Source organism: Pseudomonas monteilii NBRC 103158 = DSM 14164 (genome assembly GCF_000730605.1).
In the GTDB taxonomy this organism is placed as follows: Bacteria; Pseudomonadota; Gammaproteobacteria; order Pseudomonadales; family Pseudomonadaceae; genus Aquipseudomonas; species Aquipseudomonas monteilii.
Window position 1 is genome coordinate 14,557 of sequence record NZ_BBIS01000030.1, and the last position, 25,952, is coordinate 40,508.

Annotated in this window: 18 protein-coding genes; 7 read left to right on the forward strand and 11 right to left on the reverse strand. The window is 62.2% G+C overall.

Features of this window, described 5'->3' with window-relative positions:
- Positions 1-21: 21 nt before the first annotated feature.
- The 5 genes from PM2_RS16640 to PM2_RS16660 form a co-directional block, all read right to left on the reverse strand.
- A complete protein-coding gene (locus PM2_RS16640; RefSeq protein WP_028699337.1) occupies positions 22-1,170 on the reverse strand; it encodes a M14 family metallopeptidase in 1,149 nt (382 codons plus the stop codon).
- A gap of 85 nt (positions 1,171-1,255) precedes the next feature.
- Complete coding sequence (locus tag PM2_RS16645; RefSeq protein WP_016714717.1) at positions 1,256-2,029, reverse strand: AraC family transcriptional regulator; 774 nt, start codon at positions 2,027-2,029, stop codon at positions 1,256-1,258.
- A 36-nt stretch (positions 2,030-2,065) separates the two neighbouring features.
- Positions 2,066-3,298 carry an MFS transporter gene (locus PM2_RS16650; RefSeq protein WP_016714716.1) on the reverse strand — a complete coding sequence of 411 codons (1,233 nt, stop codon included), beginning with the start codon at positions 3,296-3,298 and terminating at the stop codon, positions 2,066-2,068.
- Positions 3,299-3,427: 129 nt separating this feature from the next.
- The gene (locus tag PM2_RS16655; RefSeq protein ID WP_016714715.1) at positions 3,428-3,658 is read right to left on the reverse strand and encodes a hypothetical protein; all 231 of its coding nucleotides are present in this window, start codon (positions 3,656-3,658) and stop codon (positions 3,428-3,430) included.
- On the reverse strand, positions 3,651-4,433 hold the full coding sequence (locus PM2_RS16660) for an MlaA family lipoprotein (protein ID WP_016714714.1): 783 nt from the start codon (positions 4,431-4,433) through the stop codon (positions 3,651-3,653). The genes PM2_RS16655 and PM2_RS16660 overlap by 8 nt, the downstream gene beginning before the upstream one ends.
- A 167-nt stretch (positions 4,434-4,600) precedes the next feature.
- Here PM2_RS16660 and PM2_RS16665 point away from each other — a divergent pair, with 167 nt between their 5' ends.
- Both PM2_RS16665 and PM2_RS16670 read left to right on the forward strand, forming a co-directional pair.
- Entirely contained in the window at positions 4,601-5,317 is a 717-nt protein-coding gene (locus PM2_RS16665; RefSeq protein ID WP_016714713.1) for a response regulator, read from the forward strand.
- Positions 5,314-6,669 (forward strand): ATP-binding protein, encoded by a 1,356-nt coding sequence (locus PM2_RS16670; protein WP_028699336.1) that lies wholly within the window; start codon positions 5,314-5,316, stop codon positions 6,667-6,669. Before PM2_RS16665 ends, PM2_RS16670 begins: the two co-directional genes overlap by 4 nt.
- Here the strand turns inward: PM2_RS16670 and PM2_RS16675 are convergent, their stop codons facing one another.
- Both PM2_RS16675 and dkgB read right to left on the reverse strand, forming a co-directional pair.
- Positions 6,670-7,134, reverse strand: coding sequence for a nuclear transport factor 2 family protein (locus PM2_RS16675; RefSeq protein WP_028699335.1), 465 nt, complete (start codon positions 7,132-7,134; stop codon positions 6,670-6,672). It lies immediately after the preceding gene.
- 163 nt (positions 7,135-7,297) lie between these two features.
- A complete protein-coding gene (dkgB, locus tag PM2_RS16680) occupies positions 7,298-8,101 on the reverse strand; it encodes a 2,5-didehydrogluconate reductase DkgB (protein WP_028699334.1) in 804 nt (267 codons plus the stop codon).
- Positions 8,102-8,330: 229 nt separating this feature from the next.
- Here dkgB and PM2_RS16685 point away from each other — a divergent pair, with 229 nt between their 5' ends.
- Positions 8,331-13,787 carry a dermonecrotic toxin domain-containing protein gene (locus tag PM2_RS16685; protein WP_028699333.1) on the forward strand — a complete coding sequence of 1,819 codons (5,457 nt, stop codon included), beginning with the start codon at positions 8,331-8,333 and terminating at the stop codon, positions 13,785-13,787.
- 42 nt (positions 13,788-13,829) lie between these two features.
- Here PM2_RS16685 and PM2_RS16690 read toward each other — a convergent pair whose 3' ends face one another.
- Both PM2_RS16690 and PM2_RS16695 read right to left on the reverse strand, forming a co-directional pair.
- Positions 13,830-14,324, reverse strand: a complete 495-nt coding sequence (locus PM2_RS16690; RefSeq protein ID WP_016714708.1) for a DUF934 domain-containing protein — start codon at positions 14,322-14,324, stop codon at positions 13,830-13,832.
- Positions 14,308-15,960: a nitrite/sulfite reductase gene (locus PM2_RS16695; protein ID WP_016714707.1), complete on the reverse strand. Its 1,653-nt coding sequence runs from the start codon at positions 15,958-15,960 to the stop codon at positions 14,308-14,310. The genes PM2_RS16690 and PM2_RS16695 overlap by 17 nt, the downstream gene beginning before the upstream one ends.
- A 213-nt stretch (positions 15,961-16,173) precedes the next feature.
- Between PM2_RS16695 and PM2_RS16700 the strand changes: the two genes are divergently transcribed.
- Complete coding sequence (locus PM2_RS16700; protein WP_016714706.1) at positions 16,174-17,247, forward strand: ABC transporter substrate-binding protein; 1,074 nt, start codon at positions 16,174-16,176, stop codon at positions 17,245-17,247.
- Between the two features lie 266 nt (positions 17,248-17,513).
- Here PM2_RS16700 and PM2_RS16705 read toward each other — a convergent pair whose 3' ends face one another.
- Both PM2_RS16705 and metH read right to left on the reverse strand, forming a co-directional pair.
- Positions 17,514-17,732, reverse strand: coding sequence for a DUF2970 domain-containing protein (locus PM2_RS16705; protein WP_012271636.1), 219 nt, complete (start codon positions 17,730-17,732; stop codon positions 17,514-17,516).
- A 108-nt stretch (positions 17,733-17,840) separates the two neighbouring features.
- The gene (gene metH / locus PM2_RS16710) at positions 17,841-21,548 is read right to left on the reverse strand and encodes a methionine synthase (RefSeq protein WP_016714704.1); all 3,708 of its coding nucleotides are present in this window, start codon (positions 21,546-21,548) and stop codon (positions 17,841-17,843) included.
- A gap of 175 nt (positions 21,549-21,723) precedes the next feature.
- On the opposite strand from metH, the gene PM2_RS16715 reads away from it, so the two are divergent.
- The 3 genes from PM2_RS16715 to nfuA all read left to right on the forward strand — a co-directional run bounded on the left by PM2_RS16715 (position 21,724) and on the right by nfuA (position 25,810).
- Entirely contained in the window at positions 21,724-24,024 is a 2,301-nt protein-coding gene (locus PM2_RS16715) for a fatty acid cis/trans isomerase (RefSeq protein WP_028699332.1), read from the forward strand.
- A gap of 108 nt (positions 24,025-24,132) precedes the next feature.
- On the forward strand, positions 24,133-25,167 hold the full coding sequence (locus tag PM2_RS16720; RefSeq protein ID WP_028699331.1) for an acyltransferase family protein: 1,035 nt from the start codon (positions 24,133-24,135) through the stop codon (positions 25,165-25,167).
- A gap of 58 nt (positions 25,168-25,225) precedes the next feature.
- On the forward strand, positions 25,226-25,810 hold the full coding sequence (gene nfuA / locus PM2_RS16725; RefSeq protein WP_016714701.1) for a Fe-S biogenesis protein NfuA: 585 nt from the start codon (positions 25,226-25,228) through the stop codon (positions 25,808-25,810).
- Positions 25,811-25,952: the final 142 nt, after the last annotated feature.

Here is a 25,952-nt window from a genome sequence, read left to right on the forward strand (position 1 = left end):
CGTCAGTTGCAAAGGCAGGGCTCAGCGTAAATCGCCCACCATCTTCGCCAACGTTTCCAGCACCGCCCCGGCCAGTGCCTTCGACCGCGCCCCCGACCACCCGGTAACCGCATCGGGCGCGTCGTCATGGTCCTTGAACGGCATCTCCAGTGTCAGTGACAGGCAGTCATGCGCCATGCCCACTGCGTTGCAGGCCAGCGTGGTATTGGCCTGCCCTGGCTTGTCACGGGTGTAGCCATGCACGGTCTGGAAGTCCCGAGTCAGGCTGCACAAGGTGCTGCGGAACTGCTCCTCGAGCGTTGCCAGGCGTGGCGTGTAGCCCGGGTTGCCCTCACAGGCGGCGGTGAATACGTGGGGGATCTCTTCATCGCCGTGTACATCGACAAAGGCGTCCACCCCGTACTGCTTCATCTGCGCTTGGGCAAAGAACACCTCCGGGGTCAGCTCGACGCTGGCGTCCTGCCAGGCGCGGTTGAGGTCCTTGCCCTTGAAGTTGGTGCGCAGGTGGCCGAGGAAGGCGCCGTCCGGGTTCATGTTGGGGATCAGGTAGAGGTCGGCCTTGGCCAGTAACTGCTGGATTACCGCATCGTTGGCCTGCAGGCGATCGATTACCCCTTCCATGAACCATTCGGCCATGTGCTCGCCCGGGTGCTGCTGGGCAATCAGCCACAGCTTGCGCTTGCCAGTGGCGCCATCGCCAGCGCGCAGCAGCGGAATGTCGCGGCCCTGTACGCTTCGGCCGCTGGCCAGCAACTCGACCCCTGGCAACTGGCGAGCACGTTCGATCAGCTGGTTGTGACGGGCGCGCGAGTAGGGCTCGAAGTAGGCGAACCAGATCTGCTCCTGCTCCGCTTTCACTTCGAACGACAGCGCCGTGCCGTCGAACTGACTGGGTACGCGGAACCAGGTGTTCTGGTCGTAGCTGGCCACTGCGTTGTAGCCGCTCCAGGCATTTTTGTACGAGGAGCCCGATGCGTTGTCGAGACTGAAGCGATGGACCTGGCCCGGGGTCAGCCCACTGACCTTGAAGTGGAACCACTGGTAGTGGCCGCTGTGGGTGTCGGGGCGGATGGCCAGGTGCACCTGGGCCGGGTTGCTGGCGTCCAGCACCTGAATGTTGCCGGAATCGAAAGCGCAGTCGATCTGCACGGGGGACAGCGTCACGGTCATGGGCCGGGCTCCTTATCGGGCGTTGTTGTAGGGGTACTGTACACGGCTTGGCCCGGTCCACGCCAAAATCGCACCGGCCTGCAGGTTATTTGAAGAACTGGCTCGGTGTGGTGCCGAACTGGCGCTTGAACATGCTGGCGAAGGCACTGGGGCTGTCATACCCCAGCGCCCCCGCCACATCGATGATCCGCTCGCCCTGTGCGATCCGCTCAAGTGCCTGCATCAGCCGTGCCTGCTGGCGCCACTGGCCAAAGGTCATGCCGGTTTCCTTGCGGAACAGGCGCTGGATGGTCTTTTCATCTACGCCCAGTTGCAAGGCCCAGTCAGCCACGGTGGCGTTGTTATCAGGCCTTTCGTGCAAGGCCGAGCAGATGGCCTTCAAGCGGCTGTCGCTGGGTTGCGACAGCTTCAGCGGCAAGGTTGGCAGTACGCAGATTTCGTCGAGGATCAAGCGCATTACCCGGGCCTCACGCGAGTCCTCGGCAAAGGGGGCGGTAAAGCCCACCGAGGCTTTGATCAGTTCGCTGAGCAGCGGCGAGATGCTGATGGCCTTGCTCTGCAGGGGCAGGCCCGCTGCCGCGTCGGTGCGCACGAACACACTGCGCATCTTCACGTCGCCAACACAGCGGATGGCGTGAACCTGGCCGCAGGGCATCCACACACCGCGGCTGGGCGGCACGGTCCAGCATTCGTTACCGGACTCGACGATCATCAAGCCTTTGATGGCGTAGATCAGTTGATGCTTGGCATGCCGGTGGGGTTCGATGAACCAGTTCGTAGGGTAGTCGGTCGCACGGCTCCCGACTTCCCAGGTCCATTCATCGACCTCCACCAGCAATTCGCGCTGCGGCTTTACCATCGTGACCTCGTGTAGATGCAGCCAGGCAGCGCCACTTTAGCAGCAACGGCTCGGCCGGGCCTGCGAGCGGGTGGCCGGCAGCAGCGCGGTGGCCAGCCCGAGCAACGGCAGGAACGCGATGGCCTGGTACACCCACTCGATGCCATGCCGGTCGGCCAGTTCGCCCAGGCCGGCGGCGCCGATGCCGCTGATGCCGAACATCAGCCCGAACATCACCCCGGAGACCATGCCGACCCGCCCTGGCACCGCCTCTTGGGCATACACCACCAGGGCCGCGAAGGCCGAGGACATCACCAGGCCAATGGCCACGGCCAGTACGGCTGTCCAGGCCAGGTTGGCATGGGGCAGAGCCAGGGCGAAGGGGGCGACGCCAAGGAACGAGACCCAGATCACCGCCTTGCGCCCGATGCGGTCACCCACCGGGCCGCCGGCAAAGGTCCCCAGCGCCACGGCTGCGAGGAACACGAACAGGTACAGCTGGCTGTGTTGCACGCTCAGGCCGAAATGCTCGATCAGGTAGAAGGTGAAGTAGTTGGTGAACGAGGCGATGTAAACGAACTTGGCGAACATCAGCACGGCTACCACGGCCACTGCGCGCCACATGGCACCCCGCGACAACCCGGGCGCTTGCTGACCGGCGAAAGTCTTGAGCCGGGCCTGGCCGTGGCGCACGCTCCAGCCTGTTACCCGCAACAGCACCCATACTGCCAGTGCAGCCGCCAGCATGAACCAGGCAATGGCCGGCTGGCCGTGCGGAATGACAATGGCGGCGGTGAGCAGCGGGCCGAGGGCCGAGCCAGTATTGCCGCCAACCTGGAAGGTGGATTGCGCGGTTCCGAAGCGCCCGCCGGAGGCCATCCTGGCCACCCGCGAGGCTTCGGGGTGGAAGGTAGCCGATCCCACGCCAACCACTGCGGCGGCCAGCAACAGCATTTCATAGCTGCCGGCAAAGGCGAGCAGGGCGATGCCCACCAGCGTCACCAGCATGCCGGCGGGCAGCAGGAAGGGTTGTGGATATTTGTCGGTGAACAGGCCGACCCAGGGCTGCAGCAGGGAGGCGGTCACTTGGTAGACCAGGGCGATCCAGCCGATCTGGGCAAAGCTCAGCGCAAAATCGCTTTTCAGCATGGGGTAGATCGATGGCAGCACCGCCTGGATCAGGTCGTTGAGCAGGTGGGCGAATGCAGCAGCACCGACGATGCGGACCACAAAGCCCTGAGGCTGGTCGGCAGGCGTGGTCGAGGCTACGGAGGCAGCGGAGGTTGTCATGGGCAAGGTTCTTCTGTGGCAAGGGAGCAAGGCATTGCCGCAGCAGGTTAGCCAGTGCCCGGGTTGCCTGTCTCACGCCGAACAGGCAGCCACTGCCGCGTTTCGGGCATCCGTGCCCGCAAAGCCCTTTTAGCGTTCGTGCCTGGCCATCCAGCGCAGCAATGCCGCAATCGGTATGCTGCGGTGAACCTCGTGTCGGTAGGGCTTACCTTCGGCGCTGTAGCGCTCTCGATACCGGCTAATGACCAGGCTACGGCCATCAGCCGATAGCCGCGCCTCCAGTTCATGCAGCAACAGGGGTTGCCGGGCGGCACCTTCCAGGCGCCTAAACAGCAGCATGGCTGCCTGGGCATCATTCATGGCCGGTTGCCTCCGGGCAATGGGCTTGCCATGTTCCAGGTTTGCCTGCCTTGCCTTCTGCCACCAGGTTGCTGCGCTGCTGGGCGGTGTAGTCGCGCATTGCCAGGTAGTAATCGGGCCAGGTGTGCAGCAGATCGGTCAACGGCAGGGTGGCGGCGCGCCCATCCACGATGTGCCCGGCAGTGGCCACGGTCGTGAGGGTGGCAACCGTGTCGCTGTTATCGCCGAACGGGTCCACGGCCATGCTCAATACCTTGCCGGTAGCGTCGCGCACGTTGTGCGTACCCAGTAATGGCAGCTCGACGATGGGGCCATTGGCGATGCCCCAGACGCCGAAAGTCTGGCCAAAGTCTGAGCGGTGTTGGCTCAGCCCCATCTTCCCGGACACATCGACCAGGCCCGCCACACCCAGGGTGGTGTTGAAGATGAAGCGTGAAAGGCTGGTCATGGCCCGTTCGCCGTTGCCCTGCAGCAGGTCGTTGACGAACACCTTGGGCTCGCCGAAGTTGTTGGCAAAGTTGTGCACGCCCTGCCGGGCAAAACCAGGCAGCGCGGTGTAGCCGCGGGCGATGGGGGTCAGCAGGTAGTCATCGACCGTGCGGTTGAAGGCAAATACTGCGCGGTTGGCGGGTTCCGCCGGATCGCTGACTTGATAGGCCACAGGGCCGCAGGACGAGGCGGCAGGTGCGCGCTGGCTGCAGCCTCCGGCTGCGAGCAGCGACAGTGCCAGCGCAGCAGAGCGCGCCGAACGGGAGACGGATGATGAGCGGGACATAGGCACATTCCTGGCAAGAACTGGCGGCGATGCTGCCCGGCTTTTCTTGCCAGGTAATGTCTGGATTGTCTCGGCCCGGACACTTTGTTACCGAGTTGAAATATATGACGGCCGCAGGGTGATGGCCTTAAAGTACCGCTTGGTTACCTTGTTCGTGGTGCTTTTTCGTGAGCCATTTGCTGATCGTCGACGATGATGTCGAGGTGCTCGACCTGTTACAGAAGTTTCTTCGCCAGCATGGCTACGAGGTAGACGTCGCCTGCGATGGCAAAGCGCTCTGGCAGGCGATCGAGCGGCGCGTGCCAGACCTGGTCATCCTCGACGTGATGCTGCCCGGTGACAGTGGCCTGGTGCTGTGCCAGCGCCTGTTGGCCGAACACAAGGTGGCAGTGATCATGCTGACCGCCATGGGCGAGCTGAGCGACCGTGTGGTGGGCCTGGAGCTGGGGGCAGACGACTACCTGACCAAGCCGTTCGCTGCCCGTGAACTGCTGGCGCGGGTCAGGGCCGTGTTGCGCAGGGCCGGTGAGGGGGCTGCTGGCGCTGTTGTCGCTACGAGCCACCCCTCGGTGCTTGAGTTCGCCGGCTGGCAGCTGGACGTGGTGCGGCGCGAGTTGCGCTCGCCGGATAACGTCATGATCCCGTTGTCCAACGGTGAATTCGAGCTGTTGCTGGTGTTTGCCGAGCATCCGCGTCGGGTGCTTAGCCGCCAGCAGTTGCTGGACCTGGCCCGTGGCGAAGCCTACGACGCCTACGACCGCAGCGTTGATGTACAGGTGAGCAGGTTGCGCCGCAAGCTTGAAGCTGACAATGGCAGTGAGCCGTTGATTCGCACCCTGCGTAATGCCGGCTACCTGTTCACGCCCACGGTCGCCAGGCGATGAAGCTGTTCACCCGGCTGCGACAGGCCCTGCCGCAGCCAAGAATCACCATTGCCCGCTGGATTGCGCTGACCACTTTGACGGCGATGCTGTTCCTGTTGCTGCTCAAGGGGCTGTTCAGCCTGCTGTTGAGTGTGTGGGCGCAACCACCGCTGCTGGAAAGCGGGGTGATCGAGAAAGTGGCAGCGGTGACCCGCATCCTCGATGCGGCGCCTGTGTTGCAACGCAGCAACATTGCGGGCGCGGCGGGTGACGGCACCTATTCGGTACGCTGGTTGCAGCGCCATGACGAAGCCGGTGTGCCCATGTTGGTCGATGCCGAGTACCGCCAGGGCACGCCTATCCTGCGTGCCTTGCTCAAGCGCCCGGATGCCAGGGTCGAGGCATTCGAGCCTTCCGACATGCCGGAATACGCCCCTGAACGCGGCTATGCCCTGATGATCGAGCTGAGCGACAAGTCCTGGGTGCTGTTTCGCGCTACCAGCCGTAGCTGGGGCCTGGATGAACTGCCGCGTAACCTGATCATCCTCGCCTTGATGCTGGCTTCCAGCCTTGCTGTCGCGTTGTTGGCCACACGCTACTTGGCCAAGCCCCTGGAGCGCTTTGCCGAAGGTGCGCGGCGCTTTGGCAAGGACTTCAACGCGCCCCCCATCCCGGTGGTCGGCCCGCACGACCTGCGCCAGGCCATCCAGGCCTTCAATGCCACCCAGGCTCAGCTCAAGCATTACCTGAACGACCGCACGCAGATGCTCGCGGCCATCTCCCACGACCTGCGCGCACCACTGACGCGCATGCGCTTGCGCGCCGAGTTCATCGACGATGCCCAGTTGCAGGCCAAGTTGTTTCAGGACGTTGACGAGATGCAGGCGATGGTCGATGCCGCGCTGGCGTTTTTCCGTGATGACGCGCGGCTTGAACCCACCACCGTGTTCGACCTGGGCGAGCTGCTGCTGACCGTGGTGGACGACTTCAAGGATGCGGGCGTGGAGGTTGGCCTCAGCGGGCCGCGCCGCTGTGTTTACACCGGGCGGCCCGTGGGCATCAAGCGGGTGTTGGTCAACCTGATCGACAATGCCGCGAAGTACGGTTGCGAACCAACGGTGGTGTTGGCGGTAACTGCCAGGCAGATAGAAATTACCGTGCAGGATCGCGGGCCGGGTATCGCGCCGGAACTGCAGGAGCAAGTATTCGTGCCGTTTTACCGTATTGAAGGCTCACGCAACCGCGACACTGGCGGTGTGGGGCTGGGCCTGCCCGCCGCACGGGCCATCGTGCTGGAACAAGGTGGCAGCCTGACATTGAGCAACCGCCTCGACGGCGGTTTGCAAGCCAAAGTCACGCTGCCAGTGGGTTGATCAAAGCCCCAGTTCGCTGAGCCCGGGGTGATCGTCCGGGCGCCGGCCCAGCGGCCAGTGGAACTTGCGCTCGGCCTCGCTGATGGGGTGTTCGTTGATGCTCGAATGACGGTTGTGCATCAGTCCGTCGTCGGCAAACTCCCAGTTCTCGTTGCCGTAGGCGCGGAACCACTGGCCGCTGTCGTCGTGGTATTCGTAGGCGTAGCGCACGGCAATGCGGTTGCCGGTGAAGGCCCACAGTTCCTTGATCAGGCGGTATTCCAGTTCGTGGTGCCATTTACGGGTCAGAAACGCTTCGACCTCGGCACGGCCACGGGGGAACTCGACGCGGTTGCGCCAGACCGTGTCCGGGGTGTAGGCGAGCGCAACCTTGGCAGGGTCACGGCCGTTCCAGCCATCTTCGGCCAGCCGGACTTTTTCGATGGCACTTTCGCGGGTGAAGGGAGGAAGGGGTGGGCGGGACATCGGTGTACTCCTCGGGTCGTTTGGCTTGTAGCAGGTTAGCTGCCGCTGCCTGGACAGAGAATGGATGTGCCGGGCACTTCATAATTGCGGTCCGTGGAATAGTGCTGAGGTGTCGTGCCCAGGTGCGGCCCTTATGTAACCCCTGCACAAGGGCGTACCCCTGTCAGTCCCAGGCCGGTGCCAGGCCGTCTGGGCTGACTTCGCGGCCATTGCGTTCGAGCGTGGCGATGCGTGCCATGTCGTCTGCGTCCAGCTTCAGGTCACGGGCAAGCAGGTTGCTGGCCAGGTTTTCACGCTTGGTCGACGACGGGATGACCGCATAGCCCAACTGCAAGGCCCAGGCCAGGGCAACCTGGGCGACAGTAGCCTTGTGCTTCGCGGCAATCTCGGCGAGTACCGGGTCCTTCAGCACCTTGCCGTAGGCCAGGGTCATATAGGAGGTGACGGTGATGCCCTGTTCCTTCAGGAACGCGGTCAGCTTGCCGTTTTGCAGGTAAGGGCTGAGTTCGATCTGGTTGGTCGCGATTTCGCCTTTGCCGACGACTTCGATGGCCTGGCGGGTCAGCTCGATGTTGAAATTGGATACACCGATCTGGCGTGTCAGGCCCAGCTTTTTCGCTTCGGCCAGCGCGGTCATGTATTCGCGCAGTTCCACCCCGTTGCCCGGCGCTGGCCAGTGGATCAGCAAGAGGTCGACATAGTCGGTACGCAGTTTGCTCAGGCTGTCGCGCAGGCTGGGGATGAGCTTGTCGGCGGTGTAGTTGTCCACCCAGATCTTGGTGGTGATGAACAGCTCGCTGCGCGGCACATCGCTTTCGGCGATCGCCTGGCCAACGTCAGCTTCGTTCTTGTAGATTTGCGCGGTGTCGATGACGCGGTAGCCCAGCGCCAGGGCCGACTTGACCGAATCGATAACGGCTTGCCCGGTGAGGCGGAAGGTGCCCAGACCAAAAGATGGGATGCTCATGAAAATGCTCCTTGGCAGATCAGGGTGGACCCAGGCGTGCGGCCTGCGTCAGTGAAGCCAGTGTGCAGGTTTTGCGCGTAACGATTAATGCAGTGTGGCGGCAAGATCTTTTGCTTTGAAGTCAACAGTCGCCCCGGGACTCATGTTCAGGGCGCCAAGGGATTGCCATAGATACCACCGTGGCCACGTCGGGCCTGATGCAATGCGGTTTTCTTGCCCGGAGACCGCGATGCACCCGCCACCCTTTACCGATGGCTCGACCGATGCCCTGATTGCCAGCCGTTTACCGTCCTGGCTGACCGGGGCATCGCTGAATACCTTGTACTCACTGCATGCGAGCCAGCAATGGCAGCAGCACGTTCAACACCAGTTGCATGAGTGGTTGGCAAGTATCCTGCCTCTGGATGCATTTGCCGCCCCATTGTTGCAGCAGGCGTTGTACACCCGGCATGGTTTGACGTTGGATGTTCGCAAGGCGATGCTGCGCCGACGTACATTGCAGCGTTTCCCATCACACATTGCGACCCTTCCAGATGGGGTGAAAGAGCATGTCCATCAGCAGAGCCTTCTGGCTGCTGCGCTGCATAATTTTACCGAGGGGGAAACATTTGCCAGTGCTATTTTGCAAGGCACTGTCGTGCAGGACTCGAATGGCCAGGACGCAAGTCTTTCGCCAAAGGCATTTTACACGTTGTGCCGAACCCTCGACCTGGGTGGGCAGTACCAGGCTTATCTGAATACCCGGTTGATGCCAGGCGGAGAGCCTGGGAGGCAGCTGGAGGCCCTTTTGCAGGAGGGCTATCGGGCTGCTCTGGAGGCGGCACTGCGTCTCTCACTGTACAACGGCGAAATTTCCAGGCATGGCTTTGATCAGTGCATCCCGCTGGCCTCGCAGGTAGCTGGCAAACCCTCGACAGGTACAGGTTTGCAGCCTCATGCGCTGCGTGTATTCGGCAAGCTCGCACGCGGGGTGGTGGTATTCGACGTTGCAGCATCCGACAGTGCGCAGAGAGGGCTTCTGTGCTGGGTGCCTGACGATCCCCATGGTGCGCTTACCTGGTACTCCACATGGGACCAACTGTTCCTGACGATGGGCAAGCAGTTTCGTTTGCCTGGCTATGTCGATTTTTTCCAGCGCTTCATCAGCGAACGGGATCGTGAGGCTTACAGCCGTGCGCTGGGTGAGGCGTTGAAGCAAGGCGATGAAAATGTGCCGGTTCGTCTCGATGGGCGCCACGAAGTGATCGGGCAGCCATTGTTCGAATACCTGCGCAAGCAGCAGATCGATAACTTGTTGGACAATGCCAGGGTCCTGGCGGTGCCTACCGCCGATGTGGATGCACAGGTGCGTGACCGGCGCTTGCACTTCTATCTCGAAAGTGCGCTGGACCTACTGGGCCTGGCGAGCTTCGGGCTTCCCGCGTTGGCGCTGCCGTTGTTGGGCATCACCGCGTTGCAGGTAGCCGACGAAGTATACGAGGGCTATGCCGATTGGCGACTGGGTGATCGACAGGCGGCGCTGGAGCACCTTTATTCGGTTGCCGAAACGGTGATCATGACGGGCGCCAATGTGGGCGCTGGGCTGGCAGCACAGCGGCTGGCCAGGGCAGCGCAGGTCGATGAGCTAGTGCCGGTACGGTACGACGAGCACAGGTTGAAATTGTGCGACCCGGCGTTACCCGGCTATGAGATTGAGCCTGTGGGCAGCACGGGAGCGCTACCTTTGGGCGGGCCGGGGGAGCGGGTGCGCACGCCAGTCGGCAGCTTTGAAACCTACCTTGAGGCGCAATCGCAACAACGGCGAATCCGTCATCCGCAGCGTGCCAGTGCCTATGCGCCGATGCTTGAAGGCAACGGCGCCGGCGCTTGGCGCCACGAGCTCGAAAGCCCTCATGAGTGGCAGGGGCGCGTGCATTTGCTGCAAGACCTCGCCAGCGATCTGTCGCAGCTGGATGCTGAAGCGGCCAACGATGTGCTACTCGCCACTGGCCTGAATGAAGACCATCTGAGGCGTTTGCACCTCGATCACGCGCCGCCTCCGGCACGGCTGCTCGATGCAGCTGAGCGGCATCGTGTGCATACGCAAGAGCCATGGCTACGCGGCGATCGCTTCGAGGAGCATCTACAGGCCCAACAAGGCGTCGCTACCCCAGAACAGGCCGTGTTGCGCAGAGACTTCCCAGGGCTTTCAATCAGGGGGGCGCGCGAAATCATCGAGCATGCCAGCGAGGACCAGGTTGAACAATTGCAGATACGCCAGCGTGTTCCCCTGGCCTTGGCCGAACAGGCGCGTTGGCAACTGCACGATGCGCGACTGGATCGTGCCTGTGCCGGGCTGCGCCAGGCCGCAGCCATCAACCGCGATACCGAGCAGTTGGCGTTGAGCCTGGTCGGCGATGAGGCGCCTTGGCGAGGCACCCGGGTTGAAGTGCGGCTTGCATCGGCGCAAGGCGAAAGAATGGCCTGTGTCGGCGCTGAAACCTCCGACGAGCTCCGTACGCTGGTGCGTACCGCCGACGGTTATGAAGTAATAGCGCGCGCCGGTGACCCTTTGTCGCCCCCTTCGTCGCCATGCAGCCTGTTCGAAGCGCTGATACAGCTGCTGGACCCTTGGCAGCGCAAGCAGTTGGGCGAGGCCGCCGACAGCCCGCAGGCGTTGGTGGATGCGTTGTCACTCTGGGCAAGCCAGCGGCGTGAACGGGTGGCCGATGTGCTTGGTATGGCGCCAATCACCCCTGGTTTCAGGCCTCCAGTCAGGCTGGGAGACGGGCGCGTGGGATACCCGTTGAGCGGACGGGGGGAGAGCAGCCTTCGTGCATTGCGCCGAGGTATGCAGCGGCTGTTTCCAGACCTGGATGATCACGCATTTGAAGACCTCATCGACAGGGCGAGAAGCCTTGGGTTGACGGCCTGGAACTATCATCTGCGCCTCAGTGGGCAGCTGCGTGCACTTGACCTGGCTTTGAGCCGATGGCGACGTCAGTCATCCGGCCCTTTGCAACTGCTCAGGCGGGCCCGCATGGCACGGCGAATCCGAAATGCCTGGCGGCGCAGTATTCGCGACGAGGCCGGCAACTTCGCGTTGATTCTGGAAAACTCACGGCTGGGCTCATTGCCGGATTTGCCAGATACCGTCAGTTTTGACCATGTGACCACGCTCACGCTGACAAACCTGGAGCTGGCCCGCGTCGATGAGCGCTTTCTGTCCCGTTTCCCCAGCGTGACCAGGCTTGACCTGACGGGGAACCGGTTGACCGAACTGCCAACACTGGAACACACGCCTTGGCTGGAGACGTTACGACTGGCGCATAACCGGATCGTGATAACCGAACCGGGCAATCGGCAGCTGGCTGGTTTGAGCCATCTGACCACGCTGGACCTTGATTTCAACGCGCTTGAGGTTGAGCCAAGGGTGAACCTGTCCACTGCCCTTCGACGTTTGCACTTACGTGGTAACCGGCTGCGCACGGTCCCTTTGCATCTGCTGCAGCAAGTCGCGTTGGAGCAGATCGACTTGCGTGGTAACCGTATCGGTACCATTGACGAAGCTCAGTTGGCCCTTCTGAACGCTTATCCCGACAGGGTGCGTCTGCAAGACAACCCGCTGCCTCCTGTCATATTGGAACGGGTGGACGAACGTGTTTGGCTCCCCCCTTCACAACCATTGCCCGCACAACCAGCTGCGCATGAGTCGGACCCTTGGCTGGTTGGCTTGAGCGGGCAGGAAGCGGCCCGGCGCAGGGAGGCGTGGCAAGCGTTGCGTGCCGAACGGGGCAGTGAAGACTTTTTTGCCTATCTGGAAGCGGTGCGGGCGGCTGAGCAGTTCACGCGCCAACCGGCAGAGGCCCGCCGGCGTGTGGGCGAGTTGCTTGAAACCATGTGGCACAATTCGGTTGTCCGCAGTGCTGTGTTCCGTCAGGCGGCAATGCCGCGCGGGCGTGCCGACCTCGATGTACTGTTGGTGAGGCTGCAGGTCGAGCTGCGTACCGAAGGCGTGAGAGGGAGACGGGTGGAGCGCGCGTTGCGAGACCTGTCGCGGGAGCTGTTCCGGCTGGAGCAAGTCAATCGTTTTGCCGCGCAGCATATCGAGCGTCTGCGTCTGCCGCCCGGCGAAGCCCGTACAAATGACGTTTACCTCGCCTTCAGAGTGGGCCTGGCAGATGCTTTGGGTATTTATGGGCAACCCACCTACCTGAACCTCCAGCATGTAACCAGCGTCACACCTGAGCTGCTATCGGAAGCCGAAGCAGCGGTGCACGAGGCCGAAACGGCTGAAGCGCTGAGCCAGTTCCTGTCGCGGCAATCCTTCTGGCAGGACTATGTGCGTGTCGCGTACGCCGATGAATTTGCCGAAATACGCCACGAGTACGCTCCGCAGTTAGGTGCGTTGGAGCCCTCACCCGGTGAGGTGCATGTGCCCATGGATGCTGTGAACCGGATCGGCGCCCAACGCCAGGCATCGGAGAGGGCGCTGACGCTGAAACTGGCGCGTGGCAATGCCTGGGCGTGGTTCCGCTTTGAGCCCTCTCATGGGCCTGGCCTTCGAGCGTTTACCCGGCTGTCGAGGCAGTTGGAGCAAAGCCTGGATACTTGGCGAGGTCTGCCGACCGATGCGGAATATCATGCTCGCTCTGCCGTGGCGCAAACACTGCGCCAGGCTTGGTATTCGGGCTTTCGCGCTGAAGGCCCAGGCTTCAATCCCACCATCGAAGGGTTGTCGGTCAGCACGTTGCCGGAGCTGCCGGTGGGCATTCGTTTTGACAGGCTGCGTACGTTGTCGCTACGCAACCAGCAGGTCACGGCCATTGCAGGTGATTTTTTGCGGCGCTTTCCCAATCTGGAGGTGTTGAACCTGTCGGGTAGCAGAATTTCACGCCTGGAAGGGCTTGAGCATTTGCCTCAACTGCGCAGCTTGAACCTGGGGGGTAACCTGCTTGATACGGTGACAGGCCTGGAAAACCTGGGGCAGTTGGTCGAGTTGGACCTCAGCGGCTGCAGGCTGGAGGCATTGCCCGCTGGCATTGAGCGTTTGACGAATCTGACGAGCCTGGACCTGGCCTTCAACCAGTTGAGTGAGCTGCCGGAACAGCTGGGTGCGCTGCCAGCGCTAGAGAACTTGCAGTTGAGCGGTAACTTGTTGACAGGCTTGCCACGCACTATAGGCAACCTGGCGCGGCTGAACATTCTAAATCTCGGTGGCAACCGGTTGAGCGTAGTGCCGGAAAACCTGAATGGTCTGGCAAGGCTCACTCAGTTGTACTTGCACGATAACACCATCGTTCTTGATGCCGTCAGCGAGTCGCGACTGGAGTGGTTTTCCAGGCTGGAGGTGCTCAACCTTGAGGGCAATCCACTCGTCAGTGCGCCACTGCTGCGCTACAACGTCCACCTGCGGTATTTGTCGTTGCGTGCTACCGGCCTGAGGGCGTTCCCGCTTCAGTTAATGCAAGGTCACCCAGACTTGAGCGTGGACTTGCGAGGCAATCGCATCACTGCCTTGGACGAGGATGCCCTGCGTTGGGTGGAGGCCAACCCCCATACCGTCAATCTCGAAGACAATCACTTGAGCGAGCAGGTCATGGCTCGTGTACGCGATGCCTTGGCACGCTTGCAATTGCAATGGGTCAGGGAAGAAGAGGAGGGGGAGGTGACCGCAATCAGAAAACCACCCTCACGCAGAGGGTAATGAGCCAAGCCATGGCCTGGGTGGGCCATGGCTTGCGGTGCATCAGCGGCGGCGGAACAGCGGCAGCGGCTCGTCGGTGGCGGCCTGGTAGGTCACCGAGAAGTCCTTCAGGCTTTGCAGCGCGTCTTCCGGGTTCTTGTCGGCACGGATGGCGAATGCATCGAAACCGCAGCGGGCCATGAAGAACAGCTGGTCACGCAGCACGTCACCGATGGCGCGCAGTTCGCCCTTGAACTTGTAGCGGTCACGCAGCAGGCGCGCATTGGAGTAGCTGCGCCCGTCTGTGAACGCCGGGAAGTTCAGGGCGATGACCTGGAAGTGCTGCACGTCTTCGCCGATTTCTTCTGCCTCCTGGTCGCTGTCCAGCCACACACCCAGGCCGCCGTCGCGGGCTTTGAGCACATGGGCATGGTCGCGCCACATCTGCAGCGGGACGATGTAGTCGTCGCAGTTGGTCAGCTCGTCAAAGGACGTTTCCTTGGGCAACAGGTGCCAGGTTTCGTCGACGATCTGGTTGTTCTTAATGATTCGCTGCATAGACGCGTTCCTTGAAGGGGTCGATGCCGATACGCTGGTAGGTGTCGATGAAACGCTCTTCCTCGGTGCGTTGCTCGACATACACGGCGATCAGCTTCTCGATCACATCGGCCATGTCATCCTGGGCGAAGGACGGGCCGAGGATCTTGCCCAGGCTCGCGCCACGCGCGGCGTTGCCGCCCAGCGACACCTGGTAGAACTCCTCACCCTTCTTGTCCACGCCGAGGATGCCGATGTGGCCCACGTGGTGGTGGCCGCAGGCGTTCATGCAGCCAGAAATGTTGAGGTCGATTTCACCGATGTCGAACAGGTAGTCCAGGTCGTCGAAACGGCGCTGGATGGATTCGGCAATCGGGATCGACTTGGCGTTGGCCAGCGAGCAGTAGTCACCGCCCGGGCAGCAGATGATGTCGGTCAGCAGGCCGATGTTCGGCGTGGCGAAGCCGCCTTCGCGCAGCTCCAGCCAGAGCGCGTGCAGCTGGCGCTGCTCGACGTCGGCGAGGATGATGTTCTGCTCGTGCGAGGTGCGCAAGAAGCCAAAGCTGTAGCGCTCGGCCAGGTCGGCCACGGCGTCCAACTGCTTGTCGGTCAGGTCGCCCGGGGCAACGCCGGTCGGCTTGAGCGACAGGGTCACGGCCACGTAGCCAGGGCGCTTGTGGGCGCGGGTGTTGCGCGAGCGCCAGCGGGCGAAACCTGGGTATTCGGCGTCCTGGTTGGCGTAGTCGAAATTCTCGAGGGCCAGGTAATCCGGGTCGACGAAATGGCGCGACACGCGCTGCACTTCAGCTTCGGTCAGGGTGGTGCTGCCGCCACGCAGGTGGACCATTTCGGCCTCGACCTTCTCGGCGAACACTTCCGGGGTCAGGGCCTTGACCAGGATCTTGATCCGCGCCTTGTACTTGTTGTCACGGCGACCGTAACGGTTGTACACGCGCAGGATGGCGTCCAGGTAGCTGATCAGGTCTTGCCACGGCAGGAATTCGTTGATGAACGAGCCGACCACCGGGGTACGGCCCAGGCCACCGCCGACCAGCACACGGAAGCCCAGCTCGCCGGCAGCGTTGCGCACCGGCTCCAGGCCGATGTCGTGCACTTCGATGGCGGCGCGGTCTTCTTGCGAGCCGTTGATGGCGATTTTGAACTTGCGCGGCAGGTAAGCGAATTCCGGGTGGAAGGTGGTCCACTGACGGACGATCTCGCACCACGGGCGCGGGTCGATGATTTCGTCTGCGGCCACACCGGCGAACTGGTCGGTGGTGGTGTTGCGCAGGCAGTTGCCGCTGGTCTGGATCGCGTGCATCTGCACGGTGGCCAGCTCGGCGAGGATGTCCGGGATGTCTTCCAGCGCCGGCCAGTTGAACTGCACGTTCTGGCGGGTGGAAATGTGGGCATAGCCCTTGTCGTAGTCGCGAGCGATCTTGGCCAGGGTGCGGACCTGGGTGGCGTTCAGCTGGCCGTACGGCACGGCGACACGCAGCATCGGCGCGAAACGTTGGATGTAAAGGCCGTTCTGCAGGCGCAGAGGGCGGAATTCTTCTTCGCTCAGCTCACCGGCCAGGTAGCGGCGGGTCTGATCACGGAACTGCTTGACGCGGTCCTCGATGATCCGCTGATCGTACTCGTCGTATACGTACATAAAAGTCCTGTCTCAGGCATGCAGCTATTCGCGCGCACGGCCGCGCACTCCGGTACGGAGCCGGGGAACGATATCAGGTTGCGGTTATGCGCTAAAGTGATGTTTTAGCATATGAAAAGAACCAAATGGACTATGTGAGACTGACTGCCATTTGTGCCTCGGGTGAGGCAGGGCGTTTATAATCCAGGGTTTGCTTCGCAGAGATTTGACCCCATGCTCAAGGCCCTGTGCCAAAGCTTGTTTCTGGCCCTGCCGCTGGCGGCAAGTGCGCAGCCATCGGTGGTTTTCCTCAACCCTGGGCTGTCCACCGAGACGTTCTGGACCAGCTATACCCGCTTCATGCAGGCCGCCGCGGATGAGCTGGGCATGACCCTGCGGGTGGAATACAGCGAACGCCGCGCCGACTTGGCCCTGACCCAGGCCCGGGCGATCATGAGTGGGGCGCAGCGGCCGGATTACCTGGTGCTGGTCAACGAGCAGTACGTTGCGCCCGAAGTGCTGCGCCTGTCGCGTGGCACGGGCGTGAAGCTGCTGTTGGTCAACAACGGCCTGACGGCCAGCCAGGTTCGCAGTATTCAGGCCCAGCCCGACAAGTATGCCGAGCCGCTGGGCACTTTGACGAGCAACGACGAGCAGGCGGGCTTCCAGATGTTACACCAGATGGTCGCGCAACTGCCGCGCGACGTCGGGGCGGTGGACCTCGTGGCTTTTGCCGGGCTCAAGACCACCCCGGCCTCGCAGTTGCGCGAGGAAGGCATGCGCCGTGCGCTGGCCGACTTCCCTCAGGTGCGCCTGCGCCAGGTGGTGTATGGCGGCTGGAGCCGCCAGCGCGCCTACGAGCAGGCGCAGCAGTTGCTGGAGCGCTACCCGGCCACGCGCCTGGTGTGGTCGGCCAATGACGAAATGGCCTTTGGCGCCATGCAGGCGTTCGAAGCGGCAGGGCGCAAGCCTGGGCGTGATGTGCTGTTCAGCGCCGTCAACAGCTCGCCCGAGGCCTTGCGCGCGCGTATCGACGGTCGCCTGAGTGTGTTGATGGGGGGGCACTTTACCCTGGGTGGCTGGGCCATGGTGATGCTGCACGACGACGCACACGGGCTGGCGCTGAACCGCGATGGCCTGCGCGAGCACAGTGCCCCGGTGCTGCAGGTGATCGACCAGGCCAAGGCCAGGCGTTGGCTGAAACTGCTGGAACGGGACGACTACGGTGTCGATTTCCAGCGTTACAGTGCCGAAGGGCGGCCGTCTGGCTACCAGTACCCGTTTCTGACGGCACCGGTCGAATATTGAAAGACCTTGCTTGAGGAAAGGGCATTGCTCGTCTTAACTGCTGGTGGTGAAGTGCATTCCCATAACCACTACAAGAGGCAATGCAATGGGAAACTCAACCAAGGTCCGCAAAGCTGACAGCAGCGTCGATGCCTGGGCGATCCTTTGCCTGATCGTGTTGGTGGTGGTCACTGCCGTGTATTGGGTCAGCCACCAGTAGACCTGTTCTCAAGACCGTGAAGCCGTCAGAGCGCCTGCGGGAGGGAATCCCGCAGGCGTTTTCATTTCTAGCGGGCGGTAAGGTGCAGGGCCAGTTGCACCAGGCCGATCAAGACGGCAATGAACACCAGGGTGAACAGCGTCCCCAGTGCGATGAAATGGCTGGCTTTGCCGTGGGTAAAGTCGCGGGCGCGGTTCTTGCCGCTTTGTACGCCGAAGGCAGCGGCGAGGATGCTGTGCAGCATCTGCCAGAAGGTAGGCGGTTTGCCCTGGCTGGAATCGTCCATGGTGGCTCCTGAGAAATCAGAGGCAATCAAGGACAGTGTAGGCAATGAAAAGGCGGTTGCCTGGACTGGCTTCTTCGCGGGTTTACCCGCGAAGAAGCCAGCGCGGTCTTAGCTGTCGTACCCGAGGTTAGGCGCCAACCAGCGCTCGCTCACGCTCACATCCTGGCCTTTACGCGCGCTGTAGTTTTCGATCTGGTCCTTGTCGACCTTGCCCACGGCAAAGTACTGCGCTTGCGGGTGGGCAAAGTACCAGCCGCTGACCGCCGCCGCCGGGAACATCGCGAAGTGCTCGGTCAGGAACACGCCGCTTGGCCCGGTTTCGCCGATGGCGGTGCCATCGAGCAGGCGGAACAGGGTTTCCTTCTCGGTGTGGTCGGGGCAGGCCGGGTAGCCCGGGGCCGGGCGAATACCGCTGTACTGCTCCTTGATCAGCGCCTCGTTGTCCAGGTGCTCGTCGCGGGCATAGCCCCAGTGCTCTTTACGCACCTGCTCGTGCAGCCACTCGGCGCAGGCTTCGGCCAGGCGGTCGGCCAAGGCCTTGACCATGATCGAGCTGTAGTCGTCGCCTTTGTCCTGGTAAGCCTTGGCCACTTCCTCGGCACCGATGCCGGCGGTGGTGATGAACCCGCCTACATAGTCGGTGACGCCGCTGGTTTTTGGCGCGACGAAGTCGGCCAGCGACCAGTTGGGCTTGCCATCCGGTTTGATGGTTTGCTGGCGCAGGTGGTGCAGGGTGGCCAACGGTTGGCCGTCCTCGCCGTACACCTCGATGTCGTCATCGGCCACCTGGTTGGCTGGCCAGAACCCGAACACGGCGCGGGCGCTGATCAGCTTCTCGTCGATCAGCTTGTCGAGCATCTCGCGGGCATCCTTGTACAGCGCCGTGGCCGCCTCGCCGACCACTTCGTCGGTGAGGATGCGCGGGAACTTGCCGGCCAGGTCCCAGGAGATGAAGAACGGGGTCCAGTCGATGTATTCGGCCAGGGTACGCAGGTCGATGTCTTCCAGCACCTTGACGCCGGTGAAGGAGGGCACTGCTGGCTGGTAGCCGGCCCAGTCGTATTGCGGCTTGGCAGCGATGGCCTGGCTGTAGCTCAGGCGCTCGGTGCGGGCGCTGCGGTTGGCGGTGCGCTCGCGTACTTCCACGTATTCCTGGCGGGTTTTCTCGACGAAGCCCGGCTTGAGTTCCTTGGACAGCAGTTGGGTCGCCACGCCCACCGCGCGCGAGGCGTCGGTGACATAGACCACGGCATCATTGCTGTACTTGGGCTCGATCTTGACTGCAGTGTGCGCCTTGGAGGTGGTGGCACCACCGATCATCAGTGGCAGCTCGAAGCCCTGGCGCTGCATTTCGCGGGCAACGTGCACCATCTCGTCCAGCGACGGGGTGATCAGGCCGGACAAACCGATGATGTCGCACTTCTGTTCGCGAGCGGTTTGCAGGATTTTTTCGGCTGGCACCATCACGCCAAGGTCGACGATGTCGTAGCCGTTGCAGCCCAGTACCACGCCAACGATATTCTTGCCGATGTCATGCACATCGCCTTTGACCGTGGCCATCAGGATCTTGCCCTTGGCTTCCGGCTTGTCGCCTTTTTCGGCCTCGATGAACGGGATCAGGTGCGCCACGGCCTGCTTCATCACGCGGGCCGACTTGACCACCTGGGGCAGGAACATTTTGCCCGCGCCGAACAGGTCGCCGACCACGTTCATGCCGTTCATCAGTGGGCCTTCGATCACTTCGATCGGGCGTGCGCACTGCTGACGGCATTCTTCGGTGTCTTCGACGATGAACGCGGTGATGCCCTTGACCAGCGCGTGCTCCAGGCGTTTTTCCACCGGCAGCGAGCGCCATTCTTCGTTTTCCACTTCCTTGGTGGCGCCGCCGCCTCGGTAGTCGTCAGCGATCGCCAGCAGGGCGTCGGTGCCGTGCGGGGTGCGGTTGAGTACCACGTCCTCGACTTTTTCGCGCAGTGCCGCCGGGATCTCGTCGTAGATTTCCAGCTGGCCGGCGTTGACGATACCCATGGTCAGGCCGTTCTGGATCGCGTGGTACAGGAACACCGAGTGGATCGCTTCACGCACCGGGTTGTTGCCACGGAACGAGAACGACACGTTGGACACACCGCCCGAACTCAGCGCATGGGGCAGGTGATCGCGGATGTAGGCACAGGCCTCGATGAAATCGACGGCGTAGTTGTTGTGCTCTTCGATACCGGTGGCGACGGCGAAGATGTTCGGGTCGAAGATGATGTCTTCCGGTGGGAAGCCCACTTCATTGACCAGAATGTCATAGCTGCGCTGGCAGATTTCCTTCTTGCGCGCGGCGGTGTCGGCCTGGCCGACCTCGTCGAAGGCCATCACCACCACGGCAGCGCCGTAGCGCTTGCACAGGCGGGCGTGATGCTTGAACTGCTCGACGCCTTCCTTCATGGAAATGGAGTTGACGATGCCCTTGCCCTGGATGCACTTGAGGCCCGCCTCGATCACGTCCCACTTGGACGAGTCGATCATGATCGGCACGCGGGAAATGTCCGGCTCACCGGCGATCAGGTTGAGGAAGCGGACCATGGCGGCCTGGGAGTCGAGCATCCCTTCGTCCATGTTGATGTCGATCACCTGGGCGCCGGCCTCGACCTGCTGCAGGGCGACTTCAAGCGCTTCGGTGTAGTTTTCTTCACGGATCAGCCGGGCGAACTTGGCGGAGCCGGTGATGTTGGTGCGCTCGCCGACGTTGACGAACAGCGACTGGCGGTCGATGGTGAACGGCTCCAGGCCCGACAGGCGGCAGGCCTTGGCGATTTCCGGGATCTCACGCGGCTTGTACTTGGCCACGGCTTCGGCAATGGCCTGGATGTGGCCTGGGGTGGTACCACAGCAGCCGCCGATGATGTTCAGGAAGCCGCTGGCGGCGAACTCCTCGACCACCGCAGCCATTTCCGCCGGGGTCTCGTCGTATTCACCGAAGGCGTTCGGCAGGCCGGCGTTGGGGTGGGCCGAAACATGGGTGTCGGCTTTGGTCGCCAGCTCTTCCAGGTACGGGCGCAGGTCCTTGGCGCCAAGGGCGCAGTTCAGGCCCACGGAAATCGGCTTGGCGTGACGCACCGAGTTCCAGAACGCTTCGGTGGTCTGGCCGGACAGGGTACGGCCGGAGGCGTCGGTGATGGTGCCGGAGATCATGATCGGCAGTTCGACGTTGTCGTCCTCGAACACTTGCTGCACGGCGAAGATCGCCGCCTTGGCGTTGAGGGTGTCGAAGATGGTTTCGATCAGGATCAGGTCGGCGCCGCCCTCGATCAGGCCGCGGGTGGCCTCGATGTAGTTTTCGACCAGCTCATCGAAGGTGACGTTGCGGTAGCCAGGGTCGTTGACGTCCGGGGAAATCGAGCAGGTGCGGCTGGTAGGGCCGAGCACGCCGGCGACAAAGCGTGGTTTGTCGGGGGTTTCCAGGGTCTTGGCATCCGCTACCTGGCGGGCGATGCGCGCGCCTTCGACGTTCAGTTCGTAGACCAGCGACTCCATGCCGTAGTCGGCCTGGGAAATCTGCGTGGCGTTGAAGGTGTTGGTTTCGAGAATATCGGCGCCGGCATCCAGGTAGGCTTTCTCGATGGCGGCGATCACGTCCGGGCGGCTGAGCAGCAACAGGTCGTTGTTACCTTTGACATCGCTTGGCCAATCGGCGAAACGCGTGCCACGATAGTCGTGTTCCTCGAGACGGTAGCTTTGGATCATAGTACCCATGCCGCCGTCGAGGATCAGGATGCGCTCTTTGAGTGCGTTCTGGAGTGCTTGGAGACGAGCGCTGCGGTCGGACATAGGAACTACCTGGTCGGGCAAATATCAGAAGGTGCGGAATCATAACAAAGCTGCGCGGTTTTTACGCACATCGCCCATTTGCATGAAAACTGCTCATGTTGTTGGCGCGATTACCAGCACCCAAGGACGACCAGGCACAATCGTGATGGCTTTTAAGAACCAGGACTTTTCGCACATGGTGCATCGTATCCTTGCCGGCGCCTTCGCCCTGCTCATCAGCGGCGCGGTGTTCGGGCAAGCCCCTCAGTCGAGCCCGGCTATTTCCTACACCCGGGACATTCAACCGATTTTCACCGAGAAGTGCGTGGCTTGCCACGCCTGCAACGACGCTGCCTGTCAGCTTAAGCTGGAAAGCCCGGAAGGCGCGGTGCGCGGGGCCAGCAAGGTGCCCGTGTACCAGGGCGAGCGCAGCAAGGCGGTGCCTACCACGCGGCTGTTCTACGACGCCCACAGCGAAGAGGAATGGCGCAAGAAGGGCTTCTACTCGGTGCTCGACAACCAGGGCAGCCAGGCCGCACTGATGGCGCGCATGCTGGAACTGGGGCACAAGACCCCACTCACGCCCAACGCCAAGTTGCCCGAGGACATTGTCCTGGGCTTGAACCGCAACAACATGTGCCCGCTGCCCCATGAATTCGACGCCTATGCCGGCGCCCACCCCAAAGAGGGCATGCCGTTGGCGGTGACCGGGCTGACCGACAAGGAATACGACACCATGCGCCGCTGGCTGGCAGCGGGTGCGCCGGTGGAATACCAGCCGATCAAGCCAAGCGCAGCCGAAGCCCGGCAGATCACCGAGTGGGAAGAGCTGCTCAACCGTCCGGGCTCCACCGAGGCGCTGGTCGGCCGCTGGCTGTACGAACACCTGTTCCTGGCGCATATCTACTTCGTTGGGGGGGAGCAGGGGCACTTCTTCCAGTGGGTGCGTTCGCGCACGCCGAGCGGCAAGCCGGTCGATATCATTGCCACGCGCCGCCCCAACGACCCGCCGGGCACCGACTTCTACTATCGGTTGATCCCGGTGCAGGGTGTGATCGTGCACAAGACGCACATCACCTACCCGATGGGGCCGCAGAAACTCAAACGGGTCAAGCAGCTGTTCTATGCCGGCGACTGGCACGCCACCGCACTGCCGGGTTACGGCCCGCGTCACCGGGCCAACCCGTTCGAAACCTTCGAGGCGATCCCGGCAGTGGCGCGTTACCAGTTCATGCTGGATAACGCCGAATACTTCGTACGCACCTTTATCCGGGGCCCGGTGTGCCGTGGACAGATCGCCACTGACGTGATCCGCGATAACTTCTGGGCACTGTTCCAGGAGCCGGCCTTCGACCGTTACATCACCGACGCCAAATACCGTGGCGAGGCCACGCCGCTGCTGGCCATGCCGGGCCAGATCGATGACGTGGGCAGTGTGCTGAGCCTGTGGCACGCCTACCGCGACAAGCGCAACGAGTACGAAAAGCTGCGCCGTGACGCCTATGCCGACATGCCGGCACCGGGCTGGTCGACCTTATGGGCCGGTAACGACAACGCGTTGCTGAGCATCTTCCGCCACTTCGACAGCGCGTCGGTGAGCAAGGGCCTGATCGGTGACGTGCCGTTGACCGTGTGGTTGTTCGACTACCCGTTGTTCGAGCGCACCTATTACCAGTTGGCGGTCAACTTTGACGTGTTCGGCAATGTTTCGCACCAATTGCAGACGCGCCTGTATTTCGACCTGATTCGCAACGGTGCCGAGGTCAACTTCTTGCGCCTGATGCCTGCCGACCAGCGCAAGGCGATCCTCGGTGACTGGTACCAGAACAGCGGCAAGGTGAAAATGTGGATGGACTATGAGGACATCGACACCGACACCCCGAGTGGCATACAGCTTGACCCGCGCAACCCCAAGCGCGACTTTGGCCTAAAGCTGTTGCAGCGCACCGGCAGCCTGAATGCCACGCCCGACCCGATCAACCGCTGCCAGGGCGCGTTCTGCTCACGGCCGCAGATGAGCGAAGAGTTCCGCAATGCCGAGCAGTCGCTCAGCCGCCTGGTGTCGCGCCCGGCTGCGGGGCTGAAGGTGATCAACCAGTTGCCCGAGGCAACCATGCTGCGTATCGAAGGGCAGGGCGGCCAGCGCCAGGTGTACAGCCTGCTGCGCAACCGTGCGCACAGCAACGTGGCGTTCCTGCTGGGTGAGGCATACCGCTATCAGCCGGGGCTGGATACCTTGACGTTGGCCCCGGGTGTGCTCAGCAGCTACCCGAACTTCATCTTCAACATCCCGACAAAGGATGTGGCGGAGTTCGTCGAGGACATGGAGTATGCGAAAGATGACCCGGCGAAGTTCGAGCGCATCGTCATGCGCTGGGGCGTGCGCCGCAGTCACCCTGAGTTCTGGCGCTACTTCCATGACTTGAACAGCTTCATCAAGGAGACCCAGCCGGTGGAGGCGGGGGTGCTGGACATGAACCGCTACGAGAACCTCTGATCGGGTAAGCTGACCTTTCCGGGTACCCTGCGGTCGGACAGGTTGGGTGGTCTGGGAGCTGTCATAGGCTCCCAAGGCCTCAACGCACCGGCAAGCGCAGGGTACTTCATGCTGTATTCGCTTCAGGCACTGCGGGCGTTCGCCGCCTGGGTGGTGGTCTGCCACCATTTCATGCAGATCTTCTTCGACTTCCACGCCACCGGCCCCATTGGCCAACTGCTTACCGACCGTGGTGCCGTAGGCGTCGACATCTTCTTCGTCATCAGCGGGCTGGTCATCTACCTGTCGACCCGCGATAAAACCATCGAACCGCGCCAGTTCCTGCTCAATCGGGTGCTGCGTATTGTTCCGGCCTACTGGTTCTACACCGCGTTGATGGCCATGTTGCTGCTGGCTTTTAGCCAATGGATGCCACATCAGGTGTTCACCTGGCACCATCTGTTCTTGTCGATGCTGTTCATCCCGGCAGAAAACCCTGGAGGCTATGGCCTGTACCCGACCCTGAACGTGGGCTGGACGCTGAACTTCGAGATGTTCTTCTACCTGCTGTTCGGCCTGGCCTTCCTGGTGCGCCAGCGTCATCACCTGTTGCTGGTTACCGCGGCCTTGTTGCTGGCTAGCGAGGTGCTGGGCCGGCTGGGTGTGCTAAGCCGCTTCTACAACAACGACATCATCTACGAGTTCTTGCTCGGCATCGGTTTGGGCGTGCTGTATCGCCGTGGGCTGATCCGCCAAGGGCGGTGGTTGCCGCTGGGCGTGCTGGTTGTGGCGGGCCTGGCCATCTATCACCTGGATGCGTCCCTGCGCCTGCTGCATTGGGGCCTACCGAGCGCCATGATCGTGATGGCCTTCATCGCGCTGGAACCGCTTTTTCAAGGCAACCGGCTGCTCAAGGCCTTGGGGGACTGCTCGTACTCGGTGTACCTGGTCCATGTGCTGGTGCTGTACGCCGGCTGGTTCGCCAGCCAGCGCTTGCAGTTGAACCCGTATCTGGTGTTTGCCCTGTGCGTGCCGTCCATTGGACTAATGTCGTGGTTCAGTTACCAGTGGCTGGAGCGCGGGCTGTACCGGCGCATGCAGGCCTGGCTGGCGGCGCCACGGGGAGTGGCCCCTGAATATGCGCTTTCCCGAGTCAAATACTAGGACTTTGTTCAATGAGCGGGTTGGCGTACACTTGGCGGCAAGTCTGTGAGGAACCTACATGAGCGCTATAACCATTACCGACGCCGCCCATGACTACCTGGCCGATCTGCTCTCCAAGCAGAATACGCCTGGCATCGGCATTCGCATTTTCATCACCCAGCCGGGCACCCAGTACGCAGAGACGTGCATTGCCTACTGCAAGCCGGGCGAAGAGAAGCCTGACGACACCGCCGTGGGTCTGAAGAGCTTCACCGCTTACCTGGATGCGGTCAGCGTGCCGTTCCTGGAAGACGCACTGGTTGACTACGCCACCGACCGCATGGGTGGCCAGCTGACCATCAAGGCGCCTAACGCCAAGGTGCCGATGGTCAACGAAGACAGCCCGATCAACGAGCGCATCAACTACTACCTGCAGACCGAGATCAACCCGGGTCTAGCCAGCCACGGCGGCCAGGTCAGCCTGGTGGACGTGGTCGACGACGGCATCGCCGTGCTGCAATTCGGTGGCGGTTGCCAAGGCTGCGGCCAGGCCGATGTCACCCTGAAGGAAGGTATCGAGCGCACCCTGCTCGAGCGTGTTCCGGAATTGAAGGGCGTGCGTGACGTGACCGACCACAGCCAGAAAGAGAACGCCTACTACTAAGCCAAGGTCGGCTCTCTAGCAACAAAGTGTTACGGTTTCAACCCCTGCGACAACAGGCCGCAGCCCGTATTCAAAGGGTTGTAGGCCTTCCCCGCCTTGGTCGGGTAGAACCCCTTGGGGTGTCATGCCAGAATGCCCCGGT

Bases quoted from the DNA above. Each gene is read 5' to 3' on its own strand.
- PM2_RS16690 (WP_016714708.1), bottom strand. From the start codon at position 14,324: ATGCAGCGAATCATTAAGAACAACCAGATCGTCGACGAAACCTGGCAC.
- PM2_RS16655 (WP_016714715.1), bottom strand. From the start codon at position 3,658: ATGAATGATGCCCAGGCAGCCATGCTGCTGTTTAGGCGCCTGGAAGGT.
- nfuA (WP_016714701.1), top strand. From the start codon at position 25,226: ATGAGCGCTATAACCATTACCGACGCCGCCCATGACTACCTGGCCGAT.
- PM2_RS16650 (WP_016714716.1), bottom strand. From the start codon at position 3,298: ATGACAACCTCCGCTGCCTCCGTAGCCTCGACCACGCCTGCCGACCAG.
- dkgB (WP_028699334.1), bottom strand. From the start codon at position 8,101: ATGAGCATCCCATCTTTTGGTCTGGGCACCTTCCGCCTCACCGGGCAA.
- PM2_RS16700 (WP_016714706.1), top strand. From the start codon at position 16,174: ATGCTCAAGGCCCTGTGCCAAAGCTTGTTTCTGGCCCTGCCGCTGGCG.
- PM2_RS16645 (WP_016714717.1), bottom strand. From the start codon at position 2,029: ATGGTAAAGCCGCAGCGCGAATTGCTGGTGGAGGTCGATGAATGGACC.
- PM2_RS16660 (WP_016714714.1), bottom strand. From the start codon at position 4,433: ATGTCCCGCTCATCATCCGTCTCCCGTTCGGCGCGCTCTGCTGCGCTG.
- PM2_RS16705 (WP_012271636.1), bottom strand. From the start codon at position 17,732: ATGGACGATTCCAGCCAGGGCAAACCGCCTACCTTCTGGCAGATGCTG.
- PM2_RS16685 (WP_028699333.1), top strand. From the start codon at position 8,331: ATGCACCCGCCACCCTTTACCGATGGCTCGACCGATGCCCTGATTGCC.
- metH (WP_016714704.1), bottom strand. From the start codon at position 21,548: ATGTCCGACCGCAGCGCTCGTCTCCAAGCACTCCAGAACGCACTCAAA.
- PM2_RS16715 (WP_028699332.1), top strand. From the start codon at position 21,724: ATGGTGCATCGTATCCTTGCCGGCGCCTTCGCCCTGCTCATCAGCGGC.
- PM2_RS16720 (WP_028699331.1), top strand. From the start codon at position 24,133: ATGCTGTATTCGCTTCAGGCACTGCGGGCGTTCGCCGCCTGGGTGGTG.
- PM2_RS16670 (WP_028699336.1), top strand. From the start codon at position 5,314: ATGAAGCTGTTCACCCGGCTGCGACAGGCCCTGCCGCAGCCAAGAATC.
- PM2_RS16675 (WP_028699335.1), bottom strand. From the start codon at position 7,134: ATGTCCCGCCCACCCCTTCCTCCCTTCACCCGCGAAAGTGCCATCGAA.
- PM2_RS16640 (WP_028699337.1), bottom strand. From the start codon at position 1,170: ATGACCGTGACGCTGTCCCCCGTGCAGATCGACTGCGCTTTCGATTCC.
- PM2_RS16695 (WP_016714707.1), bottom strand. From the start codon at position 15,960: ATGTACGTATACGACGAGTACGATCAGCGGATCATCGAGGACCGCGTC.